Raw genomic sequence first — 24,454 nt, forward strand, 5'->3', positions numbered from 1 at the left:
GAGATTCCATGGAACTGAAACGCATTCTCCACGCTGACGACGATCCCGACATCCGGGAAATCGTCCAGATGTCGCTCGATTTCTTCGGTGACTTCGAGCTCCTGCAATTCCCCGACGGCGCCAGTGCCTTCGAGGCCTTCCAGGACTTCAAGCCGCAGCTCCTGTTGCTCGACTACATGATGCCCGGCATGACCGGCCCCGAGCTTTGGCAGAACATTGCCAAGGTCGAGGGCTACGACCGCATCCCGGCAATCTTTCTCACCGCCAAGGCCGAAGCCTCGGTCTCGGAAGTGCTTATGCTCAAGGGCGCGGCGGCGGTGATCCTGAAACCCTTCACCCCCGACACGCTGGTCAAGGAGATCCAGTCGATCTGGGAAAGCTGGAACGCCAAGCGATAGAGCCATGTCCGCGAACCCCTGCCATCAGCCAGCACTTCTGCCAGCCCCGGCCGCCGTGGGATTGGGCAGGTGCCGCCAGGGCAGGGGGGGATTGCGCCCCCAATGCGGGCAATGGCACGGACCCGCCACATTTCTGCCCATTCCGTTCGTAAAACAAGAACAAGAGGCGGCGAATTTCCGAACCTCGAAAGCCTCAGACAGACCGCATGGTGAGCACGGGTTGGTGACATGATCTGGAAATTCGCCCGCAATATCTCGCATTCCTACGTGACCTTCGCCACGTCGGTGGCGGTCATCTGCCTGAGCGTCGGCTTCATCCTGATGCAGCGCGAAGATGCCAGCTATCTCAAGGGTCAGCGGATCGCAGCCAATGCCGAGATCCGCCAGACCGCCAACGAACTGCGCGAGAAGCTCTTCGGCATGGGCCTCGTCGCCGAACGGCTGGCGGCCTTCGCCCGCAACAACGATACCTATTCGCAAGAGGCGATCGATCAGATCGGCGGACAGCTGGTCCGCCATCACCCCGAGGTCATCTCGGTCGCCCTCGCGCCCGACCTGGTGGTGAGCCACGTCACGCCGCGTACCGGCAACCAGAAGGTGGTGGGAACGATCTACTGGCAGGTTCCCGGCCAGTTCGTCGGCATCGCCCGCGCCTACCGCGACCGCGCGCCCGTCTTCGTCGGGCCGATCAACCTGTTGCAGGGCGGACGCGGCTATATCCTGCGCTACCCGGTGTTCAAGCCGGGCAAGTATTCCGACACCGGTAATTTCTGGGGCGTCGTCTCGGTTGTCCTGGCCGAGAAGGGCCTGCTTCCGGCCCGCGCAGCGGACCCGCACACCGGCGAGCTGCCGCCCCGTGTCGCCCTGCGCGAAATCAGCCGCGACGGCCGGCCCCGCCAGCACCTGGCCGGCGATCCCTCGGTCTTCGCCTCGAACCCGGTCACCGAGACGATTTCCGTTGTCGGCGGTCATTGGCAGATCGCCGCGGTTCCCGCCGGCGGCTGGGCTGCCCATTCGCCGCGCAGCCCCTGGATCGTCGGGTCTGCGGCGCTGATCAGCATCCTGCTCGCCTCGGCGATCCTGATGATCCGCCACTATGCAGTGAAGAGCCACGAGACCTTCAACGTCCTCTCCCACGCCATCGAATCGCTGGAGGAGGGCTTCCTGCTCTTCGACCGCGACAACAAGCTGCTGATGGCGAACAAGCGCGTCGCCGAATACTACCGGATCGCGCCCGAGAAACTGGTGCCGGGCCTGCCCTATGACGAGATGGTGCGCCACGCGATCCGCCGCCAGCCGGCCGAGACCGTCGAGGGCACCGTCGTCGAGCTTCCGGGCGCCGAGGTCACGCTCAACGCCGAAATGGCCGAAATGGCCGAGGCCGAGGACGGTGTGCAGCAGCTGGTCGACGGCCGCTGGCTCAAGACCTCGAACGCCGTGACGCCCGAGGGTTATATCGTCGGCGTCCGCTTCGACGTCTCTGCGCAGAAATCGGCCCAGCTCGCCGCCGAGGCCGCCACCCGCCAGCAGTCCGAGTTCCTCAGCACCGTCTCGCACGAGTTGCGCACGCCGCTGACCGCCATCGCCGGCCGCGCCGCCTTCCTCGCCAAGGCGGGCAACCTGCCGGCGTCCAAGCAGCTGATGGCCGCGATCCGCAAGGACGAGCCCGACCTCGCCGAGATCGAAAACCTCGCCCAGGCGCAGATCGAGTCGATCGCCGGCCAGGGCCAGAAGATCATCAACGCGTCGGAACTGCTGCTGAGCCTGGTCAACGACCTGCTCGACTGGGCCAAGGCCGAGGGCAGCGAGCTCAAGGTCGTGCCCGAGGTGGTGCTGGCCAACGACATCGCGGTGAACATCGTCGACGAGATGAAGATCCAGGCCCAGGCCAAGGGTCTGTCGCTGATCTGCATGTGCGCCCCGGCCCGCGTCATGGCCGACCCGTCGCGCCTGCGGCAGGTGATCTACAACCTCGTCGGCAACGCCATCAAGTTCACCAACAAGGGCACCATCACCGTCACCGTGCGCAACAAGGGCGCGCGGGTGATCATCGGGGTCGAGGACACCGGCGTCGGCATCGCGCAGGAGAACATCGACATGATCTTCGAGCGCTTCAAGCAGGTCGACGGCTCGGACACCCGGTCCTTCGGCGGCTTCGGTCTCGGCCTCACCATCGCGCGCCGGATCGTCGAGCTCCACGGCGGCCGCCTGACCGTGACCAGCAAGCTGGGCGAGGGCAGCCGTTTCGAATTCGACCTTCCCAAGGCCAGCGCAGCCGCCTCGCAGGCCGCTACCAAGGCCGCCGAAAAGGCCGAGCGCGAAGCCCGCACCGCCGCCGCGCTCGCCGAGCACGAAGCCGACGACAGCAGCCTAGAAACCGCGCGAACCTGAGGGCGCAAACCAATGACCGCCGTAGTCCGACAATCGACCATGCAAACGATGAACCGTATGCAACAGCCGGCCTCGGTGCAGAAAACTTGCCACATTTCTGCCCCATTCAACTCCAAAGATAATGGAGAATGGGCTTGTCCCGCAAAGCGCAAGTCTTTTGGCGGTATCCGGCATGTGCGCCGGAACATGGAAAGTAACGAGGCCGAAACATGCGTATCCTAGCCGTAGATGACGATCCGATCATCATCGAGCTGCTCTCCGAGCTGCTCACGACCATCGGCCAGCATGACGTGGAAACCGCCTGTTCCGGCCCCGAAGCGCTGAAGATCGTCGGCGATCCCGACCACAAGCACTTCGACTGCATCCTGCTCGACATCCAGATGCCCGGCATGACCGGCATCGAGCTTTGCGGCAAGCTGCGCGCCGATCCCGATTATGCCCGCACGCCGATTCTCATGATCACGGCGATGTCGGACAAGTCCTACATCGACCGCGCCTTTAGTGCCGGCGCCACCGACTACATCACCAAGCCCTTCGACATCGACGAGGTCCGCTTCCGCATCAAGTCGGCCGAGGCCCGGCTGCAGGAAGCCGGCGGGATGACCCGCAAGATCTTCTCGGTCAACAAGCTCAAGCAGCAGCAGCCGGCGAACGAGAAGGTCCGCCTGAACGACCCGGTGACGATCTTCGACGTCGACGGCGTGATCGACTACTATGCCTTCGAGAACTACATCACCCAGCTCTCGCGCAGCTCGATGTTCGGGTCGACCGTCTTCGGCATCGCCATCCGCCAGATCGAGAAGCTCTACAGGGAATCGACGGCCTTCGGCTTCGAATGCCTGATCACCGATACCTCCGAGGCGATCTCCGACTGCCTCAAGCCCAACAACTTCCTGATCGCCTATGCCGGCAACGGCACCTTCCTCTGCGTGGTCGAAGGCGGTTTCCGCCCGGATCTTGAGAAGCTGACCGACGCGATCAACCTCACCCTGCACCAGATGGACCTCTACTTCTGTGACGGCAGGAAACTCGACTTCCGTGTCTGCGCAGGCCAGCCCCAGCGGCTGATCTGGCGCGGCGGCAAGAGCGCCATCGACGCTGTGATACAGGCACATGAAAGCGCCGAGGAAGAAGCCATAAAAAGAGAAAAGATGCTGAACGAATTCTGGATCACGGAGCAGGCAGGATGATCGAAGCACAAATGAAGATGCCGGGGCTTGAACGCATCAGGGCCCGGTTCATGGACATGCTGGTGGAACGGTTGAACGAAATCGACCGGTTGTGCGACCCGGCGGTCAGCGGCCTTTCGCCGCGCGACGCGCTGGAGCAGGTGCAGATGATCCTTCACAAGATCGCCGGCACCGCGGGCACGCTTGGCCTCAATGTCCTGGGCGATACCGCCCGCACCGGCGAGAACACGATCATCGCGTTCCTCGGGTCGGGGGCCCCTCCGAAGGAGAAGGTCTACCGTTCCGTGGCCGATTTCATCCTTCTCGCCGAAGAAACGCTGGACGCCGAGAAACGGTGACCGCCGACGAACCCCGCGCCCGCGCGGGTCAAAGCTGCCGCCGTCCGTCAGCCGGGCCCTCGACCGGCTGACGGGACCGCGGCTCTCAGGCTTTCAGCGCCTGCATCCGGGCCTCGACGATTTCGATCGCCGCCTTGAGCGCAGCCTCGATCCCGAGGTCGCTGGTGTCGAGCATCACCGCGTCTTCCGCCGGTTTCAGTGGTGCCGAGGCGCGGTTCATGTCGCGCTCGTCCCGCTCGCGCACATCCGCCAGCACCGCGTCGAAAGCGACCTTGGGGTCGCGCGCCCGCAGTTCCAGCCAGCGCCGCTCGGCCCGCACCTCGGGGCTGGCGGTCACGAAAAGCTTGGCCTCGGCCTCGGGGCAGATCACCGTGCCGATGTCGCGCCCGTCCAGCACCGCGCCGCCGTCGCGCCGCGCAAAGGCGCGCTGGAAGTCGACCAGCGCCGCCCGCACCTCGGGAATCACCGCCACCTTGCTCGCCGCATCTGCCACCTCGGCGGTGCGCAGGTTGTCGGCGGCGAGGTCCTCGGCCGTCAGCGTCTCGGCCGCTTCCAGCGGTTCCACGCCCAGCAGCAGCTTCGCCCCTACCGCGCGGTAAAGCAGCCCGGTGTCGAGATGCGCAAAGCCGAGATGCGCCGCCAGCGCCTTGGACAGTGTTCCCTTGCCCGCCGCTGCCGGTCCGTCGATGGCCACCGTGAACGCCATGTGCCTTCTCCTTGTCGTTCCGGTGGTTTTACCCGCGATTGCCAGCCTGCGACACCCGGTTTTGCCACCAGACCCAGAGCAGCGCCCCGCAGCAGAGCGCGAAGAGCGCGAATTTCAGCAGGGTGAAGGGATAGGCTGCCGCCTGGCGGATCGGCAGTGTCACCGGCTGCTCAAGCCCCGCCAGGATCAGCCGGTTCTCGGTGAGGTCCACCAGCGCATAGGCAAGGGCCAAGGGCAGCAGCCAGCGGCGCGGCCAGACGGCCAGCGCGACGAAGGCGGCGAAGCAGAGGATGAAGGCCGTATCCAGCCAGACCAGCACGGCGCGGTAGGTTGCCAGAACCTCGGGGACAAGCACCTGCCCGAGGTTCCAGAGGTGGGCGTCGGAATAGCTCGCAAAGCTCGACTGCGGCAGCGCAAGGCCGCCCGCCTCGGGGCGGACCTGCCATTGCAGCACCACCCACATCAGTCCGAACAGCAGCGCCGCGGCCTGTCCGGTCCAGACGGCCAGGCGGCGCCGCGACATCAGCCGGCGGTCCGTGTCACCTGCGCGCCCAACTGCGCCATCAGCGACTCGAAGATCGGGAAGGAGGTGGCGATGGGCGAGCCGTCGTCCACGCTGACCGGCTTTTCCGAGGCCATACCCGCCACCAGGAAGGACATGGCGATCCGGTGGTCGAGGTGGCTCTCGCAGGTCGCCCCGCCCTCGATCGACCCGGGCCCGTGCCCGGTGACCGACCACCAGTCCTCGCCCTCTTCGACCTCGACTCCGCAGGCGCGCAGGCCGACCGCCATCGCGTCGATGCGGTCGCTCTCCTTGACCCGCAGCTCCTTGACGCCGCGCATCATGGTGACGCCGCTGGCATTGGCCGCGACCACCGAAAGCACCGGGTATTCGTCGATCATGCTCGCCGCGCGCTCTGGTGGGACGTCGATGCCCTTCATGTTGGGCGAGAAACGCGCCCGCAGGTCGGCGACCGGCTCGCCGCCCTCGACCCGCTCGTTCTCATAGGTCAGGTCCGCGCCCATCTCGCGCAGCGTGGTGAACAGGCCCGCGCGGGTGGGGTTGAGGCCGATCCCCGGCACCAGCACGTCCGACCCCGGCACGATCAGCGCGGCGCAGACCGGGAAGGCGGCGCTCGACGGATCGCGCGGCACGGCGATGGTCTGCGGTTTCAGCTCGGGTCGTCCGGTCAGGGTGATGACCCGGCCCTCGTCGGTTTCCTCGACCGTGATCTCGGCGCCGAAGCCGGCCAGCATCCGCTCGGTATGGTCGCGGGTGGCCTCCTTCTCGATCACGACGGTCTCGCCCGGCGCGTTCAGCCCGGCCAGCAGCACCGCCGACTTCACCTGCGCCGAGGGCACCGGCACCACGTAGCGCACCGGCACCGGATCGGCCGCGCCGACGATGGTCATCGGCAGCCGCCCGCCCTTGCGCCCGACCGACTGCGCGCCGAACAGCGCCAGCGGATCGGTCACCCGCGCCATCGGCCGCTTGTTGAGGCTGGCATCGCCCGTGAAGGTCGCGGTGATCGGCGAAGTCGCCATCGAGCCCATGATCAGCCGCACCCCGGTGCCCGAGTTGCCGCAGTCGATCACGTTGCCCGGCTCGGCAAAGCCGCCGACGCCGACGCCGAAGACGCTCCAGCTGCCGGGGCCGTGCTGCACCACCTCGGCCCCGAAGGCGCGCATCGCCTTGGCGGTGTCGATCACGTCCTCGCCCTCGAGCAGGCCGGTGATCTTCGTCTCGCCCACCGCCATCGCGCCCAGGATCAGCGAGCGGTGCGAGATCGACTTGTCGCCGGGCACCTCGGCGGTGCCGGAGAGCGGCCCGCAGGCGGTGGAGGTCATCGGGATCGGGGTGCCGTGGCCGGACATGCAAAAACATCCTCTTGTTTGGGCAACGCTGTAGCGCGATCAGCGGCTTGCGTCCATGCCCGCTTGGAAAACGCGGGGCGGCTTCCTATCCTCTGAGGCATGGCACAACCGCGCATCCGCCGGGCCCTGTCCCGCGCCAACCCCTATTACGACGGCCCGGTCTCCGACCACTTCGACGGCCGCCGTTTCCACAACCCCGGCGGCCACCCGCTGAACGGCTTCAGCGCCCTGCTGCGCTGGCAGTTCGGCAAGGACACCCGCGCCCGCTGGCCGCAGCAGGTGACCAGCCCGCACCAGGGCACCCGGCCCGAGGCGCGCGTCGACGACCTGCGCGTGACGATGGTGGGCCATGCCACGCTGCTGATCCAGACGGCCGGGATCAACATCCTGACCGATCCGCATTGGTCCGAGCGCGCCTCGCCGGTGCAGTTCGCGGGGCCGAAGCGGGTGACGCAGCCGGGCATCGCCTTCGACGACCTGCCGAAGATCGACCTCGTGCTGCTGTCGCACAACCACTACGACCACCTCGACACGATCACGTTGCGCCGCCTGCAGGCCGCGCATACGCCGCAGGTCATCACGCCGCTCGGCAACGACACGTTGCTGCGCCGGCTTGTGCCCGGCATCCGGGTCAGCGCGCATGACTGGGGCGCGGCGGTACCCACCGGGCCGCTGACGGTACACCTCGACCCCTGCCACCACTGGTCGGCGCGGGGCACCCGCGACCGGGCCATGGCGCTTTGGGCCTCGATGACCATCGAGGGGCCGGCGGGACGGATACTGTTCATCGGCGACACCGGTTTCGACCGGGGCCGCCCCTACGAGGTGGTGCGCCGTCACGGGCCGCTGCGCCTTGCGATCCTGCCGGTCGGCGCCTACGAGCCGCGCTGGTTCATGTCGCCCCAGCACCAGGACCCGGCCGAGGCGGTCGAGGGTTTCCTGCGCTGCGGCGCCGAGGCGGCGATCGGCCACCACTGGGGCACCTTCCAGCTCACGAACGAGGAACGCGAGGCGCCGCCCCAGGCGCTGGCGGCGGCACTGGCGGCGCGCGGCATCGCGCCGGAACGATTCCGGGCGCTGCACGCGGGAGAAGTCTGGAACCCGGCGGGGCAGGGCGCGGCGGGGTGAACCCCGCCCTACATCAGCTCTCGCTGAGCGCGACCTTCATGTCCTTGACCTGGTAGATCACCTCGCCATCGGCCTCGACGATGCCGTCGGCCACGCCCATGGTCAGCCGGCGCGTCTGGATCGCCTTGGTGAAATCCACCTTGTAGGTCAGCATCTTGCGGTCGGGCCGCACCATGCCGGTCAGTTTCACCTCGCCCACGCCCAGTGCATAGCCGCGGCCGGTCCAGCCACGCCAGCCGAGGTTGAAGCCGGTCAGCTGCCACAGACCGTCGAGGCCCAGGCAGCCTGGCATGATCGGGTTGCCGGGGAAGTGGCAGGAGAAGAACCACAGGTCGGGGTTGATGTCGAACTCGGCCACCACATGGCCCTTGCCGTGCAGGCCGCCGTCGCCGCTGATCTCGGTGATCCGGTCCATCATCAACATCGGCGGCTCGGGAAGCTGCGCGTTGCCCGGCCCGAACAACTCGCCGCGTGCGCATTTCAGAAGCGCTTCCTTGTCGAAGCTGGTGGGGTATCCGGCCATCTGCGCGCGTCTCCTGCCCTTGATCGCGTTGATATCGAACCGATCTAGCACCCGCGGGACCGGTCCTGCAAGGCCACGCTGGACGGGCCGGATTCCGGCCCGGGCGGAATTGCAAATGAATATCAATTGAATCCGGGTACCATCCGGCCCTATATTAACCCGCAAGTAATACGCGAGAGCCAAGGCATGACGGCCAAACCAAGCAAATTCGCCACCGACTGGCTGGGCAAGGCCGGCCTGCGCCCGACGCGTCAGCGCCTGGCGCTGGCGGAATTGCTGGTCGGCGATGGCCAGCACCGCCACGTCACCGCCGAGAGCCTGTTCGAAGCCGCCCGCGCCCGCCGCGCGCCGGTGTCGCTCGCCACCGTCTACAACACGCTGCGCGCCTTCTGCGAGGCCGGGCTGATGCAGGAAGTCACCGTCGACGGCTCGCGCAGCTACTTCGACACCAACACCCGCCAGCACCCGCATTTCTTCTGGGAGGACGACGGCCAGCTGACCGACGCGCCCTCCGACCAGCTGGTGATCTCGCGGTTCCCCGACGCCCCCGAGGGCGCCGAGATCGCCTCGGTCGAGGTGGTCATCCGCCTGCGCCGCCGTAAGGACTGAGCGCGCTCAGACCCCGTAGCGCTCGGCGGTGATGCCCTCGAGCGAGATCTCCGGCTTCTTGCCCAGCACCACGTCCGCCACCGCCCGGCCCGAGCCGCAGGCCATGGTCCAGCCGAGCGTGCCGTGCCCGGTGTTCAGGAACAGGTTCGCATAGCGCGACGGCCCCAGCACCGGGGTGCCGTCCGGCGTCATCGGGCGCAGGCCGGTCCAGCCCTCGGCCCTGAACACATCGCCGCCCTTGGGGAAGAGGTCCGAGATCACGTAGCGCACGGTATCGGTCGCATGTGGCCCCAGCCGCCCGGAATAGCCGGCGATCTCGGCGGTGCCTGCCACGCGGATGCGGTCGCCCAGCCGGGTCACCGCCACCTTGTGCGTCTCGTCCATGATCGTCGACTGCGGCGCCATCGCGTCATCGGTCACCGGCAGCGTGACCGAGTAGCCCTTGACCGGGTAGACCGGCAGACGGATCCCGATCGGGTTCAGCACTTTCGGCCCGAAGCTGCCCAGCGCGCAGACATAGGCATCGCCGGTGATCCGCCCGGCGATCTCGGTATCGACGCCCACAACCTTGTTGTTCTCGACCGCGATGGAGCGGATCGACTGGCCATACTGGAACTCGACCCCCATCTCGGCACAGCGCTCGGCCAGCGCCACGGTGAACATCCGGCAATCGCCGGTGCGGTCGGCGGTCAGCCGCAGCCCGCCGACGAACTTGTCGCGCACCGCCGCCAGCGCCGGCTCCACCGCGATGCAGCCCTCGGGGTCGAGCACCTCGTAGGGGCTGTCGTATTCCGCGAGGATCTCCTGGTCGGCCTTCGAGCCCTTCAGCTGCTTCTCGGTGCGGAACAGCTGCAGCGTGCCCTGCGCGCGGCCGTCGTATTCGATCCCTGTCTCGGCGATCAGGTCGGGCATCACGTCGCGCGAATAGTTCGAGACCCGCACCATCCGGCTCTTGTTGACGCGATAAGCCTCGTCGTTGCAGTTGCGCAGCATCTGCCAGCCCCAGGCCCACATGGTCGGGCTGATCAGCGGCCAGATGAACAGCGGCCGGCGTTTCATGAACAGCCATTTCACCGCCTTCATCGGGATGCCCGGCGCCGCCCAGGGCGAGGTCATGCCGTAGGACAGTTCGCCCGCGTTGGCATAGCTGGTCTCCAGTCCCGGCCCGAGCTGGCGGTCGAGCACGGTGACCTCGGCCCCCTGCCGCGCCAGGTAATAGGCGGTGGTCACGCCGATCACCCCGGCTCCCATCACGACGACTTTCATGCGACTTTTCCCTGTCCCGCGTTTTGGGTCAGCATGGCGCGGGGCCACAGACAACTCAAGCGGGGCGACATGCCCGGGCTGCAATCCGGTTATGTTCAACGCGCAAGGAGTCGATTACCAAGGCAGCAGAACGCACCGAACCGGAGGCCGACCCATGCCGCACCCCCTCGTCACCCCCGCCGATATCGAGGCCTACCAGCGCGACGGCGTCGTGCTGATCCGCGGCCTCTTTGCCGACCACGTCGAGGCCCTGCGCGAGGGCATCGCCCAGAACATGGCCGAACCCGGCCCCTATGCCTCCGAAAACAAGCGCGCCGGCGAGAGCGGCCGCTTCTTCGACGACTACTGCAACTGGGACCGCATCCCCGCCTTCGAAAAGGTGATCCGCGAAAGCCCCGCCGCCGAGGTCGCCGCCGATCTGATGGGGTCGCAGCATGTCCAGCTGTTCCACGACCACGTGCTGGTCAAGGAGCCCGGCACCTCGATGGCCACGCCCTGGCACCAGGACAGCCCCTACTACTTCGTCTCGGGCCGCCAGACCGTCAGCTTCTGGGCCCCGCTCGACCCGGTGCGCGAGGCGACGCTGCGCTGCGTCGCTGGCTCGCACCGCTGGGAGAAGGAGGTGCTGCCGACGCGCTGGGCCGCCGAGACTCCCTTCTTCGAGGGGATCGAGGACTACATGCCGGTGCCCGACCCCGAGAAGGAAGGCATGACCATTGTCGAATACGAGATGCAGCCCGGTGACGCCGTAGCCTTCGACTACCGCACCCTGCATGGCGCGCGCGGCAATACCTCGGCCAACCGCCGCCGCGCCTTCTCGCTGAGACTGGTGGGCGACGATGCGCGCTATGTCGAACGGCCGGGCCGCACCTCGCCGCCCTATCCGGGGCATGGCATGGTGGCGGGCCAGCGGCTGCGCGAGGACTGGTTCCCGATGCTCCGCTGACGCCGGGAGGCGAATCCCTTCAGGGAATTTCGCCCGGCCCCGCCGTCACGCTCAGAACCACTGCCCCGGTTCCATCAGCCCGAGGTCGAGCAGCTGGCGCGAGTGCCACTCGAAGGGCGTCGAGTTGTGCCAGCGGAAACTGCGGATGTCGAAGGTCGACCCCGGGTTGCGCTTCAGCGCCTTTGCCGTGCGGAAGGAACAGATTGCCGCCGTCAGGTTGTGGTGCCAGGGGCAGGCGTAGGTGTTGAATTCCTGGTCGTTGAAGGTGTGGTCGCCCAGCAGCCGCAGGCCGGGGCGCGCCCGGAACAGCGAGATCCGGTCGATCTTGCGGCTGCCCTTGGGGATATGCTCCTCGAACCTCCAGCGCAGCCCGCCGAAGAAGTCGAGCTGTCGGTCGCGCGCCTTGCCGGTGGCTGGATCCCGCCGCGCCAGCGCGTAGTAACCCGACCGGTCGAGATGCGCGCGGTCGAGCGAAACGGCCGAGGGGCAGGCGCCCAGGTCGTCGGCGTAAAGGTCGATCACATAGGTCAGCATCGCCTCGCGCCGTTCTTCGGCGTGAAAGGCCAGCATCTCGCCCACGGTGCGGTTTTCGCAGAAAGGAAAGAACAGGTATTCCGCGTTGTAGCAGTAATAGAGCCAGGCCCCCGGCGCCGCCTCGATCACCCGGTTCACTGCCTCGAACAGCGCATCGGGCTGCGTCGTTTCGAAGCTGATCCGCTGCACCCTCTTCGCCACATCCTCGGCCAGCGCAAAGGCGTCGGGCATCAGCGCCAGCACGCTGCGAAAGCCGCAGTCGAGGTGGTGGCGCAGCGTGGTCTCAACCTCGACCTCGTCCTCGACGAAGACCAGCGCCACCGGCCCCTTGGCCAGCGCCCCCGCTTGGCCCGCGAGGAAGGCGTCGAGAGAAGGATGCGGCTGGCTCAACGGTCTGTCCCGGCTGCGGCTGGATATCTTCGCCAGATTCGGTTAATTGCGCCTGTATTGCAAGGCGCGAGCCGCCCCCGCCGACCGCAGGAGATCCCGCACCCATGACCGCCCGCAAGAAGCTGTTCCTCAAAACCTATGGGTGCCAGATGAACGTCTACGACAGCGAGCGCATGGCCGAATCCCTGAAGGACTACGACCAGACCGACCGTGCCGACGAGGCCGACCTGATCCTGCTCAACACCTGCCATATCCGCGAGAAGGCGGCGGAGAAGGTCTATTCCGAGCTGGGCCGCCTGCGCGATCTGAAAGAGGCGAAACCCGATCTCAAGATCGGCGTTGCCGGCTGCGTCGCCCAGGCCGAGGGCGCCGAGATCATGCGCCGCCAGCCGCTGGTCGATCTGGTTGTCGGCCCGCAGAGCTATCACCGCCTGCCCGAGCTGGAGGCGCAGACGCGCGCCGGGGCGCGGGCGCTCGACACCGATTTCCCCGAGGAAGACAAGTTCGACCACCTGAACCGCCGGCCCCGCGCCGCGCGCGGGCCGACCGCCTTCCTCACCGTGCAGGAAGGCTGCGACAAGTTCTGCGCCTTCTGCGTCGTGCCCTATACCCGGGGCGCCGAGGTCTCGCGCCCCGCTGCGCGCATCCTCGACGAGGCCCGCGACCTGGTCGACCGGGGCGTTCGCGAACTCACCCTGCTGGGCCAGAACGTCAACGCCTATCACGGCGCGGGCGAGGGCGGCGACTGGTCGCTGGCCCGGCTGATCCGCGAACTGGCGAAGATCGACGGCCTGGCCCGCATCCGCTTCACCACCTCGCATCCCAACGACATGGCCGACGACCTGATCGCCGCCTTCGGCGAGGAGCCGAAGCTGATGCCCTACCTGCACCTGCCGGTGCAGTCCGGATCGGACCGCATCCTCAAGCGGATGAACCGGGGCCATACCGCCGAACAGTATATCCGCCTGATCGAACGCATCCGCGCCGCCCGCCCCGATATCCTGATGTCGGGCGATTTCATCGCCGGCTTCCCGGAAGAGACCGAGGAGGATGTGCAGGCCACGCTCGACCTGATCGAGGCGGTCGATTACGGCTTTGCCTTCACCTTCAAGTATTCGCCCCGTCCCGGCACCCCCGCCGCCGAGCGCGCGCAGATGTCCGAGGCCGAGAAGGACGACCGCCTTTACCGCATCCAGGCGCTGATCGCCCGCCAGCAGCGCGCCGCGCAGGACAGCATGGTCGGCCGCGAGGTCGGCGTGCTGTTCGAGAAGCCGGGCAAGTTCGCCGGCCAGATGACCGGCAAGTCCGACTATCTCCACGCGGTCCACGTCAACGCCGAGGGCATCGCTCCCGGCGACCTGCGCCGTGTCCGCATCACGGGTTCCGGCACCAACTCGCTCTCGGGCGACCTCATCGCCTGATTGCCGGTCTGGCCGACGCGCCGCTCCGGCGGGCGATTCGTGCCGTTCGTCGTCGAATTACGGCGAGAATATGGCATCCGAAAGGCGCGATTTTGGCGCAACCGCGCTGAAATCGTGTCATTAATTCCCAGCCGTCGACAATGGCCCAAAAATCTTGGTCATTTGCCCGGATCGGTCGTACCATGTCCGGCAGAACTCGGCAGAGCCCCAAGATCCGCCTGCCAGCGGAAGGCACTGCCGCGGAATGCTGCTTTCGTTTTCTGGGGTATTGTTATGAAACATCTGGCTATCGCACTTGCGGCACTCGCCGGTTTCGCCTCGCCGGCCATCGCCGGGGGCGGCGGCTCCAAGGCCGAACCGCCGGTCATCTACGTGAGCTGCTTCCGCGGCCCGTGGAAGGAAGTGATCTGGGACCGCGCCAATCCGGTGTTCATCGACAGCCTGATCAAGGTCGGCTACGACTATCCCAGCGCCCATGCCATCGGCGAGCGGATCTGCCGCGACGCCTCGCTGGTCGACAACCCCGAGGGCATGAAGGCCGAGATGATCCGCGTCTTCAACGAGTCGCCCAAGTATCACAACCCGCGGCTGCGCGCGCGCAGCTACTGAGCGCCGCCATGCGGGCCGTCATCGGCCCGCATCCTGCCGCGCTGAGGTCGCTCCGGCCAAAATTCGCTCCCTTATCCGCCTTCCTGCCAGCTAGCGCTTGCACCTGCGGCCTTTACTTGGCACGATTCAGACAGTGACTGAGTACAGGAGAGCGGATTGGCCATTGGCGCCTTGACCCCCCCGAAGCCGCAGCCCTCTGCGGAGGTGCAACTCGAGTTCCCCGACAATCGCCTGTTGATCGACCTCTGCGGCGAATACGACCGCAACCTGGCCGACATCGAGACCAAGCTCTCCGTGCAGATCGTGCGGCGGGGCAACGTCCTCGTGATCCACGGCGAAGAGGCCTCGCGCGACCAGGCCGCCCAGATCCTGCGCGCGCTCTATGCCCGCCTCGAATCCGGCCGCAGCCTCGAAAGCGGCGACATCGACCGCGAATTCCGCATGGGCTCGGTGGCCGAGGCCGACGAACCTGGCAGCCAGCTCGAGATGTTCCGCGGCGGCAAATACGAGATCAAGACCCGCAAGAAATCCGTCGAACCCCGGACCGAGGCGCAGAAGGCCTATGTCAAGGCGCTGTTCGACCACGAGCTGGCCTTCGGCATCGGCCCGGCGGGCACCGGCAAGACCTATCTCGCGGTGGCGGTCGGCGTGACCATGTTCATCTCGGGCGAGGTCGACAAGATCATCCTGTCCCGCCCGGCGGTCGAGGCCGGCGAGAAGCTCGGCTACCTGCCCGGCGACATGAAGGACAAGGTCGATCCCTACATGCAGCCGCTCTACGACGCGCTGAACGATTTCCTGCCCGGCAAGCAGTTGGCCAAGCTGATAGAGGAAAAGCGCATCGAGATCGCGCCGCTCGCCTTCATGCGCGGGCGCACCCTGTCGAACGCCTTCGTGGTGCTAGACGAGGCGCAGAACGCCACCCAGATGCAGATGAAGATGTTCCTTACCCGCCTGGGCGAGGGCAGCCGCATGGTCATCACCGGCGACCGCACCCAGATCGACCTTCCCAAGAACGTCGACTCGGGCCTTGCCGACGCCGAGCGCCTGCTGAAGTCGATCCCCAAGATCAGCTTCAACTACTTCACCTCCAAGGACGTGGTGCGCCACCCGCTGGTCGCCGCGATCATCGAGGCCTACGAGGCCGACAGCGGACGGACCTAGCGCAAGTGATCGACATCGTTACCGACGACGACCGCTGGGCGGCCTTTGGCCTCCCGGCGGTCGTCGAACGCGCGACCGAGGCCACGCTCGCCCATCTCGGGCTCGACCCGGAGGTCTGCGAGATCGCGCTGCTGGCCTGCGACGACGCGCGCATCGCCGTGCTGAACGCCGACTATCGCGGCAAGGCCAAGCCGACCAACGTGCTGAGCTGGCCTGCCGAGGATCTCGGCCCCGACGACCCCGGCGGTGACCCGCTGCCGCCCGAGGCCGATCCCGACGGCACCATCCCGCTCGGCGACATCGCGCTGGCCTGGGAAACCTGCATCCGCGAGGCCGAGGAACAGGGCAAGCCGCCCAGCGATCATGTGACGCATCTGATCGTGCATGGCACGCTGCACCTGCTCGGATATGATCACGAAACCGAGGCCGATGCCGCGTTGATGGAAGGCCTCGAAAAAACTATACTTGGCAAAATGGGTCTGCCGGACCCATATGCTATTTCTGATGGGCCCTGACGGGTCGTTTTGGACGAAGGATTGATGGGAGATTCAGACGGCAGTTCTAGCGCCGCGCAACCGCGCGCGCTCGACGAACAGGGTCTTGCCGAAGACCCCCCCGAGCAAACGGAAGAACGGTCCGGATTTTTCGGCCGCATCCTCGAAGCGCTCTCGCCCAGCGAGGACGAGCCGGACGAAGCCCCGCGTGGCCGCCTGACGGCCGAACCGCTCAAGGGCATGATGAACCTGCGCCGGATGCGGGTCGAGGACGTGGCCATCCCCACTGCCGACATTGTCGCCGTGGCCAACAGCGTGACAAAGGACGAACTCGTGCGTGTCTTCCGCGAAAGCGGGATGAGCCGGGTGCCGGTCTACGAGGGCACGCTGGATACGCCGCTCGGCTTCATCCACCTCAAGGATTTCGCCCTGACCCACGGCTTCAACGGCGGGTCGACCCCCTTCGACGTCGCGGCGCTGCTGCGACCGCTGCTTTTCGTGCCGCCGTCCATGCCGCTGGGCGTGCTGCTGGCGAAGATGCAGACCGAACGCCGCCACATGGCGCTGGTGATCGACGAATACGGCGGGGTCGACGGGCTGGTGACCATCGAGGACCTGATCGAACAGGTCGTCGGCGAGATCGAGGACGAACACGACACCGACGAGGACCAGACCTGGGTCAAGGAAAAACCGGGCCAGTATATCGCGCTGGCCAAGACCCCGCTGGAAGAGTTCGAGGCCGAGATCGGCCAGTCGCTCACCGCGCATGACGAGGTGGACGAGGAAGAGATCGACACGCTGGGTGGGCTGGTCTTCATGCTCTCGGGCCGGGTGCCGGCGCGGGGCGAGGTGGTGACGCACCCCGACGGCCCCGAGTTCGAGGTAATCGACGCCGACCCCCGCCGCATCAAGCGGTTGCGGGTACGCCTGCCGCAGAAGGCGGAATGAGCCCAGCGGCGTCCTGGCCGCTCTGGCTGCGGCTGGGGCTCGCCGCCCTGTGCGGGGTCGCCGCGGCCTATGGCCTGGCGCCTTGGGGGTTCTGGTGGGTCTCGGTCGCCGGTCTGGCGGTGCTGCCGCTGCTGCTGAACGGCTCGGACCGGCCCCGCGACGCGGCGCTGGTCGGCTGGGTCTTCGGCACCGCCTGGTTCGCCCGCGCGCTGACGTGGATCGTCGAGCCCTTCTTCGTCGATGCCGCCCGCGATGGCTGGATGGCCCCTTTCGCCGTGACCTTCATGTGCGGCGGTCTGGCCCTGTTCTGGGGCGCGGCCTTCTGGGCCGCCACCCGGATGGCGCGGGCCGGGGCGGGCCGCGTGGCCGCGCTTGTCGTGACCTGGACCGCCGCCGAAGCGTTGCGCGCCTATGTCTTTACCGGCTTTCCCTGGGCCGCGCCCGGTCAGGTCTGGATCGACACGCCGCTTGCCGCCCTGCTGGCCTGGACCGGCCCCATCGGGCTGAACCTCGCCACGCTGGCGGCGGTCCTGCCGCTGGGCCTGCTGCCCCTCCTGCGCCTGCCGCGCGCGGGGCTGGCGCTGCTGCCCGCGCTCGCGGCGCTCGGCCTTGCGCTGGGCGCGCATGTCACGCTGCCCGAGGTCGCCACCACCGGCCGCACCGTGCGCATCATCCAGCCCAACATCCCCCAGGACGAGAAATGGGATCGCGACCGCATCGCCGCCCATTTCCAGCGCCAGGTCGGCTATACCGCCGCCGAGCCGCGCCCCGACCTGGTGGTCTGGCCCGAAACCGCCGTGCCCGCGCTGCTTGACGAGGCGGGGCAGGCGCTCGAGATGATCGCGCTGGCTGCACGCGGGGCCGAGGTGGCAACCGGCATCCAGCGCTGGGAGGACGGCCGCTGGTACAACTCGCTGATCCGTCTCGACGGCACCGGCGCGCTGGCCGGGATCTACGACAAGCACCACCTGGTGCCCTTCGGCGAATACATCCCGCTCTCGGGCCTGGCGAAACGCGCCGGCATCACCGGCCTCGCGGTCCGCTTCGGCGACGGTTTCAGCGCTGGTCCCGGCCCGCAGCTGCTCGACTTCGGCCCGCTTGGCCGCGCGGTGCCGCTGATCTGCTACGAGGCGGTCTTCGCCCGCGATGCCGGCAACGTGCCGGGCCGCGCCGATTTCCTGCTGCAGGTCACCAACGACGCCTGGTTCGGCACCCGCTCCGGCCCCTACCAGCACCTCGCCCAGGCCCGGATGCGCGCGATCGAGCAGGGCCTGCCGCTGGTGCGCTCGGCCAATACCGGCATCTCCGCCCTTGTCGACCCGCGCGGCCGCGTGGTCGACAGCCTTCCGCTTGGCGCCGGCGGCTTCATCGACGTCGCCATGCCCGCCCCCTTCGCACCGACACTCTATTCCCGCCTCGGCGACAGGCCGTTCCTGCTGCTGCTCGGCCTGCTCCTCCTGGCGCTCTACCTCCGCCGCCGCACGCGTTCTGTCATTGACCCTGCGGCCCCACACGCGTAACCCGTTACAAGCGCGTCACAACGGCTTCCTGGCGTGGCGCGATATTCATCAATGGAGCACTTTATGGCCCGCACCAAGTTCGTCTTCACCTCGGAATCCGTCTCCGAGGGCCACCCCGACAAGGTCTGCGACCGGATTTCCGACGCCGTTCTCGACGCCTTCCTCTCCGAGGACCCGCATTCCCGCGTCGCCTGCGAGACCTTTGCCACCACCGACCGCGTGGTGATCGGCGGCGAGGTGCGCGGCCCCGGCAGCGTCATCGAACGCGTCGAGGAGATCGCGCGCGAATGCGTCCGCGACATCGGCTATGAACAGAAGGGCTTCCACTGGGCCAATCTGAAGGTCGACAACTACCTGCACGCGCAGTCCGCCGACATTGCCCAGGGCGTCGATGCCTCGGGCAACAAGGACGAGGGTGCAGGCGACCAGGGCATCATGTTCGGCTACGCCACGACCGAGACCGCCGAGCTGATGCCGGCGCCGATCCAGTATGCCCACAAGATCCTCCGCCGCCTGGCCGAGGTCCGCAAGTCTGGCGAAGAGCCGCGCCTCGGCCCCGACGCCAAGTCGCAGCTGTCGATCCGCTACGAGAACGGCCAGCCCGTCGCCGTCACCTCGATCGTGCTCTCGACCCAGCACCTCGATGCGTCGATGACCTCGGGCGACGTGCGCGACGTGGTCGAGCCCTACATCCGCGAAGTTCTGCCGATGGGCTGGATCACCCCGGAGACCGTCTGGCACGTGAACCCCACCGGCAAGTTCGTGATCGGCGGCCCTGATGGTGACGCCGGCCTCACCGGCCGCAAGATCATCGTCGACACCTACGGCGGTGCAGCCCCCCACGGCGGCGGCGCCTTCTCGGGCAAGGATCCGACCAAGGTCGACCGTTCCGCCGCCTATGCCGCGCGCTACCTCGCCAAGAACGTGGTCGCCGCCGGCATGGCCGAGAAATGCACGCTGCAGCTCTCCTATGCAATCGGCGTGAGCCAGCCGCTCTCGATCTACGTCGATACCCACGGCACTGGCGAGGTCTCGCCCGAGGAGATCGAGCGCGCCGTCGGCCAGGTCATGGACCTTTCGCCGCGCGGGATCCGCGAACACCTGCACCTGAACCGCCCGATCTACCAGCGCACGGCGGCCTATGGCCACTTCGGCCGGACGCCGGACGAAGAGGGCGGCTTCAGCTGGGAAAAGACCGACCTGGTCGAAGCGCTGAAACGCGCGGTCTGATCCTGGCGGTTATGCGGTCGCTTCTGACGGTCCTGGCCCTTCTGGTGGCTGCGCCCCTGCTGGCGCAGCCCTCGGGCGGCAAGTTCCGCCTCGACGGTGCGACCCTGGTCTACGACACCGAAGCGCCCGGACCCGAGGAAAGCGGCGGCATCGTCTCTGAAGACGTTGCCGTCCTGCTGCAACTGCTGCGCGCCAATCCGGGCATCACCACGTTGCGGCTCAATTCCTCCGGGGGCGAGGTCTATGCCGCCGCCCAGATCAAGGACATCGTGATCGACTTCGAGCTCGATACCGAGGTCCACGGCGATTGCGACAGCTCCTGCGTGACCATCCTGCTGGGCGGCACGAAACGCGCCATGTCGCGCGGTTCGCGCATCGGCTTCCACCAGGTCTACTGGTCGGCCGAGAACATCGCCTCGTACTACGAGACCGAGCGCGAGATGCAGGGCTGGAACACGCCCTTCGACTTTGCGTCGTGGATGTATCTCGACACCCAGGCCGAGGTCTATGCCAACCTCCGCTTCCTGATCTCGCGCGGGGTCGATCCGGCCTTTGCCATAGAGACGATCCGCGACCCTCAGTCCGAGGTCTGGCGCCCCAGCCGCGCCGAGCTGCTGGCCGGGGGCGTTCTTACCGAGTGATCACTGCGGGTTGGGCCGGAACTCGACCTTGGCCTCGGTTACGCCCGAGGCCGCGCTGAGCCGCGCGCCGATGTCGGCCACCAGCTTGCGCATGGCCGAGTTCTCGCGCAGGAAGAACAGCCGGGCCGAGGGCAGGCCGCGTCCTTCGGCCACCACCAGAAGGGCGGCCACCAGGATCCGGCCAAGCGCCGCGTGGCGCCATTCCTGCTCCACCGTCACCGCGATCTCGCCGCCGCCTTCGCCGCCCTCGGGCACCAGTTCTCCGGCGCCGCGCAGCTCGCCCTCGACAAATGCGCCGACGATGAAGGCGTCCTTCCAGTTGATGCGTTCGCAATAGGTCTGGATCGCCTCGTCGCCCATCTGGTGGAAGAAGCGCGTGCGCCGGTCATCCGGCGAGAGCCGCCGCAGGTGCTCGGCCAGCAGGTGCTGATCGCCGCGCCCCAGGGTGCGCAGGACGATGGACACCCCCGAAGGATGATTGACCGCGACACCGCCGCGGGTCTTGCGGAACAGCGAATTGCGGGAAAATCCGAACATCTTGCCAACCTCGTGACCGCAGACCTCTTGCGCGACGTCCTTGCCGGCAATGCTGCGTTGCGGCGTAGATAAACTGACCGGCGGGGGTTTCAAGCCGGTTCGTTAACGGACGTACCGTCAATTCGGCCGGATCCCGCCCTTGCCGCAGCCGCGCCAAGCCGCTAGGACAGCGCCGCTCCCAAGAAAGCCGAAGGCCGCCCGACGCCATGACCGATGACAAGCCCGAAGACTCGCCCGCCGACCGCCCGTTCCGCAACTTCTACGGCCGCACCCGGGGCAAGACCCTGAAAGCCAGCCAGCGTGTCTACCTGTCCGAGGATCTGGCGCCGCTCTCGCCCGGTGCGGTGAGCTGGGAAGAGAATCCCGACCGCATCCCGCTCGACCTCGGCGCCCGTTTCGGTGGCCGTCCGGTCTGGCTCGAGATCGGCTTCGGCGGCGGCGAGCACATGGTGCACCAGGCCGCGAGCAACCCCGATGTCGGCATCATCGGGGCCGAGCCCTTCATCAACGGCGTGGCCATGCTGCTGGGCAAGATCCGCGCCGCCGGGGTGAGCAACCTTGCGGTGCATCCGAACGACGTGCGCGATCTCTTCGACGTGCTGCCCGAGGCGAGCATCGACCGTGCCTTCCTGCTCTACCCCGATCCCTGGCCCAAGAAGCGCCACCACCGCCGCCGCTTCGTCAATCCGGGCTACCTCGAACCGCTGGCGCGGGTGCTGCGCCCCGGCGCGATCTTCCGGGTGGCGACGGATATTCCCGACTATGTCCGTCAGACGCTCGAAGAGGTGCCGAAGGCCGGTTTCGAATGGCTTGCCGAAAGCCCCGAGGACTGGCGCAAACCCTGGTCCGACTGGATCTCGACCCGCTACGAACAGAAGGCACTGCGCGAGGGCCGGGTGCCGCACTACCTGACCTTCCGCCGCCTCTAGGCCTGCCCCAACGCGGGGACGGAGGGGCCCGATTCCGGTGTCCCGGAAAGTCACTTCCAAAAATATACGCAAAATCAGATGCTTGACCCCCCGTCCCAGCTGGGACACTTGATGAAGAGGGGAGCGGCGGGCTGAACCCCGCCGCCCGCAGCGCTCACCCGTCCTTGCGGATCGCCTCGTTTTTCGGGTCGTAGGGGCTGTCCTCGACGATCTCGGCCTCCCACAGCCGGTTCAGCATCTTCACCTTCAGCTTCTTGCCCACGACCGCGACCTCGGGTGTGACGTAGCCCATCCCGATCGACTTGCCGAAGACCACCGAATAGCCCCCCGAGGTGAGACGCCCCACCCGGGTCTCGCCGTCATAGAGCGCCTCGCGGCCCCAGGGGTCGGCATCCGCGGGCCCGTCGATCAGCAGGGTCACGCACTTGCTGCGGATCCCCTTCGCCTCCATCGCGGCCTTGCCGTTGAACTCCTTCGCCAGGTCGACGAAACGCGGCAGGTCGGCCTCCAGCGGGGTCGCGTCGCGGCCCAGCTCGGTCCCGAAGGCGCGATAGCTCTTCTCCTGCCGCAGCCAGTTCTGCGCCCGCGCGCCCACCAGCTTCAGCCCGTATTTCTCGCCGGCCTCCATCAGTCGGTCCCAGAGGTGGGCCTGCATCTCGATCGGGTGGTGCAGCTCCCAGCCCAGTTCGCCGGTATAGGCCACCCGGATCGCGGTGACCGGCACCATGCCCAGCTCGATCTCCCGCGCCGAGAGCCAGGGGAACCGCTTGTTCGACAGCGCCGTCTCGGGCGCGGCGTCGCGGATCAGCTCCTTGAGCAGGTCGCGCGACTTCGGCCCGGCCACCGCGAAGACCCCGTATTGCGTGGTCACGTCCTGGATCACGACAAAGCCGCCGCCCGCCTTCATGTGATCTTCGGCGGCCTTGGTCAGGAAGTCGGCGTCATAGGCGGTCCAGGCGCCGGCCGAGACGAGGTAGTAGTCGTCCTCGCCCTTGCGCACGATGGTGTATTCCGTCCGCGTCGTCCCCGCCGAGGTCAGCGCGTAGGTCAGGTTGATCCGCCCGACCTTGGGCAGCTTGTTGCAGGTGAAGTGGTCGAGGAAGGCGGTTGCGCCCGGCCCGTAGACGCGGTGCTTGGTGAAGGCGGTGGCGTCGATCAGGCCGACACCCTCGCGGATCGCCTTCGCCTCGTCCACGGCATATTGCCACCAGCCGCCGCGCCGGAAGCTGCGGGCCGCGTGATCGTCGAAGCCCTGCGGCGCATAGTAGTTGGGCCGCTCCCAGCCGTTCACCTGACCGAACTGCGCGCCGAGCGCCTTCTGGCGGTCATAGACCGGCGCGGTGCGCAGCGGGCGGCAGGCTTCGCGTTCCTCGTCCGGGTGGTGCAGGATGAAGACGTGGGCGTAGCACTCCTCGTTCTTCCGCGCCGCGTATTCGGTCGTCACCCACGAGCCGTAGCGCTTGGGGTCGAGGCTGGCCATGTCGATCTCGGCCTCGCCCTCGATCATCTGCTGGGCGAGGTAATAGCCTGTGCCGCCGGCGGCGGTGATGCCGAAGGAGAAACCTTCGGCGAGCCACATGTTGCGCAGCCCCGGCGCCGGGCCGACCAGCGGGTTGCCGTCGGGCGTATAGCAGATCGGGCCATTGAAATCGTCCTTGAGGCCGACATGTTCCGAGGTCGGGATCCGGTGGATCATCGACATGTATTCCTCTTCGATCCGCTCGAGGTCCAGCGGGAAGAGATCGGCACGGAAGGACTCCGGCACGTCATAGAGGAACCGCGCCGGCGCGCCCTGTTCGTAGGGACCCAGGATCCAGCCACCGCGCTCCTCGCGGACATACCACTTGGCATCGGCATCGCGCAGGACCGGGTGTTGAGGGTTGGTCTTGCGCCATTCCACCAGCGCCGGGTCGGGTTCGGTGACGATATACTGGTGCTCGACCGGGATCGCCGGGATCTTGATGCCCAGCAGGCGCGCCGTGCGCTGGGCGTGGTTGCCGGTGGCGGTGACGACATGTTCGGCGGTGATGACCTGGCGTTCGTCAGAGGGGACGAGGTTGCCGCCCTGCTCGACCATCTTGGTCACGGTGACGCGCCATTCCGAGCCGGTCCACTCGTAGCCGTCGACCTGCCAGCGGCGCTCGATGGTGACGCCGCGCTGGCGGGCGCCCTTGGCCATCGCCATCGTCACGTCGGCCGGGTTGATGTAGCCATCGGTCGGGTGAAAGATCGCGCCCTTGAGGTCCTCGGTGCGCACCAGCGGCCAGCGGTCCTTGATGTCCTTCGGGCTGAGCCATTCGAAGGGCACACCGCAGGTCTCGGCGGTCGAGGCGTAGAGCATGTATTCGTCCATCCGCGCGTCGGTCTGTGCCATGCGCAGGTTGCCGACCACCGAGAAACCGGCGTTCAGCCCGGTCTCGGCTTCGAGCGTCTTGTAGAAGTCGACTGAATACTTGTGGATATGGGTGGTGGCATAGCTCATGTTGAAGAGCGGCAGCAGGCCGGCGGCGTGCCAGGTCGACCCTGAGGTCAGCTCGTCGCGTTCCAGCAGCATCACGTCGTCCCAGCCGCCGCGGGCGAGGTGATAGGCGATGGCCGTGCCGACGGCGCCACCGCCGACGACAAGTGCTTTGACATGGCTCTTCATAAGGGGCGACTCCGTCAGGT

Annotated in this window: 24 protein-coding genes and 1 riboswitch; of the genes, 16 read left to right on the top strand and 8 right to left on the bottom strand. The window is 67.3% G+C overall.

Annotated elements, in window-relative coordinates:
• Positions 1-8 precede the first annotated feature (8 nt).
• From IE266_RS02600 to IE266_RS02615, 4 genes are all read left to right on the top strand, one after another.
• Complete coding sequence (locus IE266_RS02600; protein WP_189678472.1) at positions 9-398, top strand: response regulator; 390 nt, start codon at positions 9-11, stop codon at positions 396-398.
• Positions 399-626: 228 nt separating this feature from the next.
• Positions 627-2,789: an ATP-binding protein gene (locus IE266_RS02605; RefSeq protein WP_189678473.1), complete on the top strand. Its 2,163-nt coding sequence runs from the start codon at positions 627-629 to the stop codon at positions 2,787-2,789.
• Between the two features lie 209 nt (positions 2,790-2,998).
• Positions 2,999-3,979, top strand: a complete 981-nt coding sequence (locus IE266_RS02610) for a response regulator (RefSeq protein WP_189678474.1) — start codon at positions 2,999-3,001, stop codon at positions 3,977-3,979.
• Positions 3,976-4,317, top strand: a complete 342-nt coding sequence (locus IE266_RS02615; protein ID WP_189678475.1) for an Hpt domain-containing protein — start codon at positions 3,976-3,978, stop codon at positions 4,315-4,317. The genes IE266_RS02610 and IE266_RS02615 overlap by 4 nt, the downstream gene beginning before the upstream one ends.
• 85 nt (positions 4,318-4,402) lie before the next feature.
• On the opposite strand, the gene IE266_RS02620 is transcribed toward IE266_RS02615, so the two are convergent.
• Genes IE266_RS02620 through aroA form a run of 3 tightly spaced genes read right to left on the bottom strand, consistent with a single transcriptional unit; the run spans position 4,403 to position 6,898 of the window.
• Complete coding sequence (locus tag IE266_RS02620; protein ID WP_189678476.1) at positions 4,403-5,023, bottom strand: (d)CMP kinase; 621 nt, start codon at positions 5,021-5,023, stop codon at positions 4,403-4,405.
• Positions 5,024-5,051: 28 nt separating this feature from the next.
• Positions 5,052-5,546: a hypothetical protein gene (locus IE266_RS02625; protein WP_189678477.1), complete on the bottom strand. Its 495-nt coding sequence runs from the start codon at positions 5,544-5,546 to the stop codon at positions 5,052-5,054.
• Positions 5,546-6,898, bottom strand: a complete 1,353-nt coding sequence (gene aroA, locus IE266_RS02630) for a 3-phosphoshikimate 1-carboxyvinyltransferase (protein WP_189678478.1) — start codon at positions 6,896-6,898, stop codon at positions 5,546-5,548. Before aroA ends, IE266_RS02625 begins: the two co-directional genes overlap by 1 nt.
• Before the next feature lie 99 nt (positions 6,899-6,997).
• Here aroA and IE266_RS02635 point away from each other — a divergent pair, with 99 nt between their 5' ends.
• Positions 6,998-8,026, top strand: coding sequence for an MBL fold metallo-hydrolase (locus tag IE266_RS02635; RefSeq protein WP_189678479.1), 1,029 nt, complete (start codon positions 6,998-7,000; stop codon positions 8,024-8,026).
• A gap of 13 nt (positions 8,027-8,039) precedes the next feature.
• On the opposite strand, the gene fabA is transcribed toward IE266_RS02635, so the two are convergent.
• Positions 8,040-8,549: a bifunctional 3-hydroxydecanoyl-ACP dehydratase/trans-2-decenoyl-ACP isomerase gene (fabA, locus tag IE266_RS02640; RefSeq protein ID WP_189678480.1), complete on the bottom strand. Its 510-nt coding sequence runs from the start codon at positions 8,547-8,549 to the stop codon at positions 8,040-8,042.
• Positions 8,550-8,735: 186 nt separating this feature from the next.
• On the opposite strand from fabA, the gene irr reads away from it, so the two are divergent.
• Positions 8,736-9,158: a Fur family transcriptional regulator Irr gene (gene irr / locus IE266_RS02645; RefSeq protein ID WP_189678481.1), complete on the top strand. Its 423-nt coding sequence runs from the start codon at positions 8,736-8,738 to the stop codon at positions 9,156-9,158.
• A 6-nt stretch (positions 9,159-9,164) separates the two neighbouring features.
• On the opposite strand, the gene IE266_RS02650 is transcribed toward irr, so the two are convergent.
• Positions 9,165-10,424 (bottom strand): D-amino acid dehydrogenase, encoded by a 1,260-nt coding sequence (locus IE266_RS02650; RefSeq protein ID WP_189678482.1) that lies wholly within the window; start codon positions 10,422-10,424, stop codon positions 9,165-9,167.
• Positions 10,425-10,578: 154 nt separating this feature from the next.
• On the opposite strand from IE266_RS02650, the gene IE266_RS02655 reads away from it, so the two are divergent.
• On the top strand, positions 10,579-11,370 hold the full coding sequence (locus IE266_RS02655) for a phytanoyl-CoA dioxygenase family protein (protein WP_189678483.1): 792 nt from the start codon (positions 10,579-10,581) through the stop codon (positions 11,368-11,370).
• A 51-nt stretch (positions 11,371-11,421) separates the two neighbouring features.
• On the opposite strand, the gene IE266_RS02660 is transcribed toward IE266_RS02655, so the two are convergent.
• Positions 11,422-12,294: a hypothetical protein gene (locus IE266_RS02660; protein ID WP_189678484.1), complete on the bottom strand. Its 873-nt coding sequence runs from the start codon at positions 12,292-12,294 to the stop codon at positions 11,422-11,424.
• A gap of 104 nt (positions 12,295-12,398) precedes the next feature.
• Between IE266_RS02660 and miaB the strand changes: the two genes are divergently transcribed.
• The 8 genes from miaB (at position 12,399) to IE266_RS02700 (ending at position 20,321) form a co-directional block, all read left to right on the top strand.
• Complete coding sequence (gene miaB / locus IE266_RS02665; RefSeq protein WP_189678485.1) at positions 12,399-13,715, top strand: tRNA (N6-isopentenyl adenosine(37)-C2)-methylthiotransferase MiaB; 1,317 nt, start codon at positions 12,399-12,401, stop codon at positions 13,713-13,715.
• Positions 13,716-13,988: 273 nt separating this feature from the next.
• Positions 13,989-14,324 carry a hypothetical protein gene (locus IE266_RS02670; protein ID WP_189678486.1) on the top strand — a complete coding sequence of 112 codons (336 nt, stop codon included), beginning with the start codon at positions 13,989-13,991 and terminating at the stop codon, positions 14,322-14,324.
• Between the two features lie 156 nt (positions 14,325-14,480).
• Positions 14,481-15,488, top strand: coding sequence for a PhoH family protein (locus IE266_RS02675; RefSeq protein WP_189678487.1), 1,008 nt, complete (start codon positions 14,481-14,483; stop codon positions 15,486-15,488).
• 5 nt (positions 15,489-15,493) lie between these two features.
• On the top strand, positions 15,494-16,003 hold the full coding sequence (gene ybeY / locus IE266_RS02680) for an rRNA maturation RNase YbeY (protein WP_189678488.1): 510 nt from the start codon (positions 15,494-15,496) through the stop codon (positions 16,001-16,003).
• 24 nt (positions 16,004-16,027) lie between these two features.
• Positions 16,028-16,930 (top strand): hemolysin family protein, encoded by a 903-nt coding sequence (locus IE266_RS02685; protein WP_189678489.1) that lies wholly within the window; start codon positions 16,028-16,030, stop codon positions 16,928-16,930.
• Positions 16,927-18,450, top strand: a complete 1,524-nt coding sequence (gene lnt / locus IE266_RS02690; protein ID WP_189678490.1) for an apolipoprotein N-acyltransferase — start codon at positions 16,927-16,929, stop codon at positions 18,448-18,450. The genes IE266_RS02685 and lnt overlap by 4 nt, the downstream gene beginning before the upstream one ends.
• 9 nt (positions 18,451-18,459) lie before the next feature.
• A riboswitch (SAM-SAH riboswitch) is annotated at positions 18,460-18,509 on the top strand.
• Positions 18,510-18,513: 4 nt separating this feature from the next.
• Positions 18,514-19,680, top strand: coding sequence for a methionine adenosyltransferase (gene metK / locus IE266_RS02695; RefSeq protein ID WP_189678491.1), 1,167 nt, complete (start codon positions 18,514-18,516; stop codon positions 19,678-19,680).
• Between the two features lie 11 nt (positions 19,681-19,691).
• Positions 19,692-20,321, top strand: a complete 630-nt coding sequence (locus tag IE266_RS02700; RefSeq protein ID WP_229863866.1) for a COG3904 family protein — start codon at positions 19,692-19,694, stop codon at positions 20,319-20,321.
• Here IE266_RS02700 and IE266_RS02705 read toward each other — a convergent pair whose 3' ends face one another.
• Positions 20,322-20,858, bottom strand: a complete 537-nt coding sequence (locus IE266_RS02705) for a GNAT family N-acetyltransferase (protein WP_189678492.1) — start codon at positions 20,856-20,858, stop codon at positions 20,322-20,324. It abuts the gene before it with no gap.
• A gap of 206 nt (positions 20,859-21,064) precedes the next feature.
• On the opposite strand from IE266_RS02705, the gene trmB reads away from it, so the two are divergent.
• Positions 21,065-21,787, top strand: coding sequence for a tRNA (guanine(46)-N(7))-methyltransferase TrmB (gene trmB, locus IE266_RS02710; RefSeq protein WP_189678493.1), 723 nt, complete (start codon positions 21,065-21,067; stop codon positions 21,785-21,787).
• Positions 21,788-21,941: 154 nt separating this feature from the next.
• Here trmB and IE266_RS02715 read toward each other — a convergent pair whose 3' ends face one another.
• The gene (locus IE266_RS02715) at positions 21,942-24,434 is read right to left on the bottom strand and encodes a GcvT family protein (RefSeq protein WP_189678494.1); all 2,493 of its coding nucleotides are present in this window, start codon (positions 24,432-24,434) and stop codon (positions 21,942-21,944) included.
• Positions 24,435-24,454: the final 20 nt, after the last annotated feature.

This window comes from Seohaeicola zhoushanensis (assembly GCF_014656415.1).
GTDB lineage: Bacteria > Pseudomonadota > Alphaproteobacteria > Rhodobacterales > Rhodobacteraceae > Seohaeicola_A > Seohaeicola_A zhoushanensis.

Bases quoted from the DNA above. Each gene is read 5' to 3' on its own strand.
- IE266_RS02635 (WP_189678479.1), top strand. From the start codon at position 6,998: ATGGCACAACCGCGCATCCGCCGGGCCCTGTCCCGCGCCAACCCCTAT.
- trmB (WP_189678493.1), top strand. From the start codon at position 21,065: ATGACCGATGACAAGCCCGAAGACTCGCCCGCCGACCGCCCGTTCCGC.
- IE266_RS02605 (WP_189678473.1), top strand. From the start codon at position 627: ATGATCTGGAAATTCGCCCGCAATATCTCGCATTCCTACGTGACCTTC.
- IE266_RS02650 (WP_189678482.1), bottom strand. From the start codon at position 10,424: ATGAAAGTCGTCGTGATGGGAGCCGGGGTGATCGGCGTGACCACCGCC.
- fabA (WP_189678480.1), bottom strand. From the start codon at position 8,549: ATGGCCGGATACCCCACCAGCTTCGACAAGGAAGCGCTTCTGAAATGC.
- IE266_RS02615 (WP_189678475.1), top strand. From the start codon at position 3,976: ATGATCGAAGCACAAATGAAGATGCCGGGGCTTGAACGCATCAGGGCC.
- IE266_RS02655 (WP_189678483.1), top strand. From the start codon at position 10,579: ATGCCGCACCCCCTCGTCACCCCCGCCGATATCGAGGCCTACCAGCGC.
- IE266_RS02685 (WP_189678489.1), top strand. From the start codon at position 16,028: ATGGGAGATTCAGACGGCAGTTCTAGCGCCGCGCAACCGCGCGCGCTC.
- IE266_RS02600 (WP_189678472.1), top strand. From the start codon at position 9: ATGGAACTGAAACGCATTCTCCACGCTGACGACGATCCCGACATCCGG.
- aroA (WP_189678478.1), bottom strand. From the start codon at position 6,898: ATGTCCGGCCACGGCACCCCGATCCCGATGACCTCCACCGCCTGCGGG.
- lnt (WP_189678490.1), top strand. From the start codon at position 16,927: ATGAGCCCAGCGGCGTCCTGGCCGCTCTGGCTGCGGCTGGGGCTCGCC.
- IE266_RS02700 (WP_229863866.1), top strand. From the start codon at position 19,692: ATGCGGTCGCTTCTGACGGTCCTGGCCCTTCTGGTGGCTGCGCCCCTG.
- miaB (WP_189678485.1), top strand. From the start codon at position 12,399: ATGACCGCCCGCAAGAAGCTGTTCCTCAAAACCTATGGGTGCCAGATG.
- metK (WP_189678491.1), top strand. From the start codon at position 18,514: ATGGCCCGCACCAAGTTCGTCTTCACCTCGGAATCCGTCTCCGAGGGC.
- IE266_RS02610 (WP_189678474.1), top strand. From the start codon at position 2,999: ATGCGTATCCTAGCCGTAGATGACGATCCGATCATCATCGAGCTGCTC.
- irr (WP_189678481.1), top strand. From the start codon at position 8,736: ATGACGGCCAAACCAAGCAAATTCGCCACCGACTGGCTGGGCAAGGCC.
- IE266_RS02705 (WP_189678492.1), bottom strand. From the start codon at position 20,858: ATGTTCGGATTTTCCCGCAATTCGCTGTTCCGCAAGACCCGCGGCGGT.
- IE266_RS02625 (WP_189678477.1), bottom strand. From the start codon at position 5,546: ATGTCGCGGCGCCGCCTGGCCGTCTGGACCGGACAGGCCGCGGCGCTG.
- IE266_RS02620 (WP_189678476.1), bottom strand. From the start codon at position 5,023: ATGGCGTTCACGGTGGCCATCGACGGACCGGCAGCGGCGGGCAAGGGA.
- IE266_RS02715 (WP_189678494.1), bottom strand. From the start codon at position 24,434: ATGAAGAGCCATGTCAAAGCACTTGTCGTCGGCGGTGGCGCCGTCGGC.
- IE266_RS02670 (WP_189678486.1), top strand. From the start codon at position 13,989: ATGAAACATCTGGCTATCGCACTTGCGGCACTCGCCGGTTTCGCCTCG.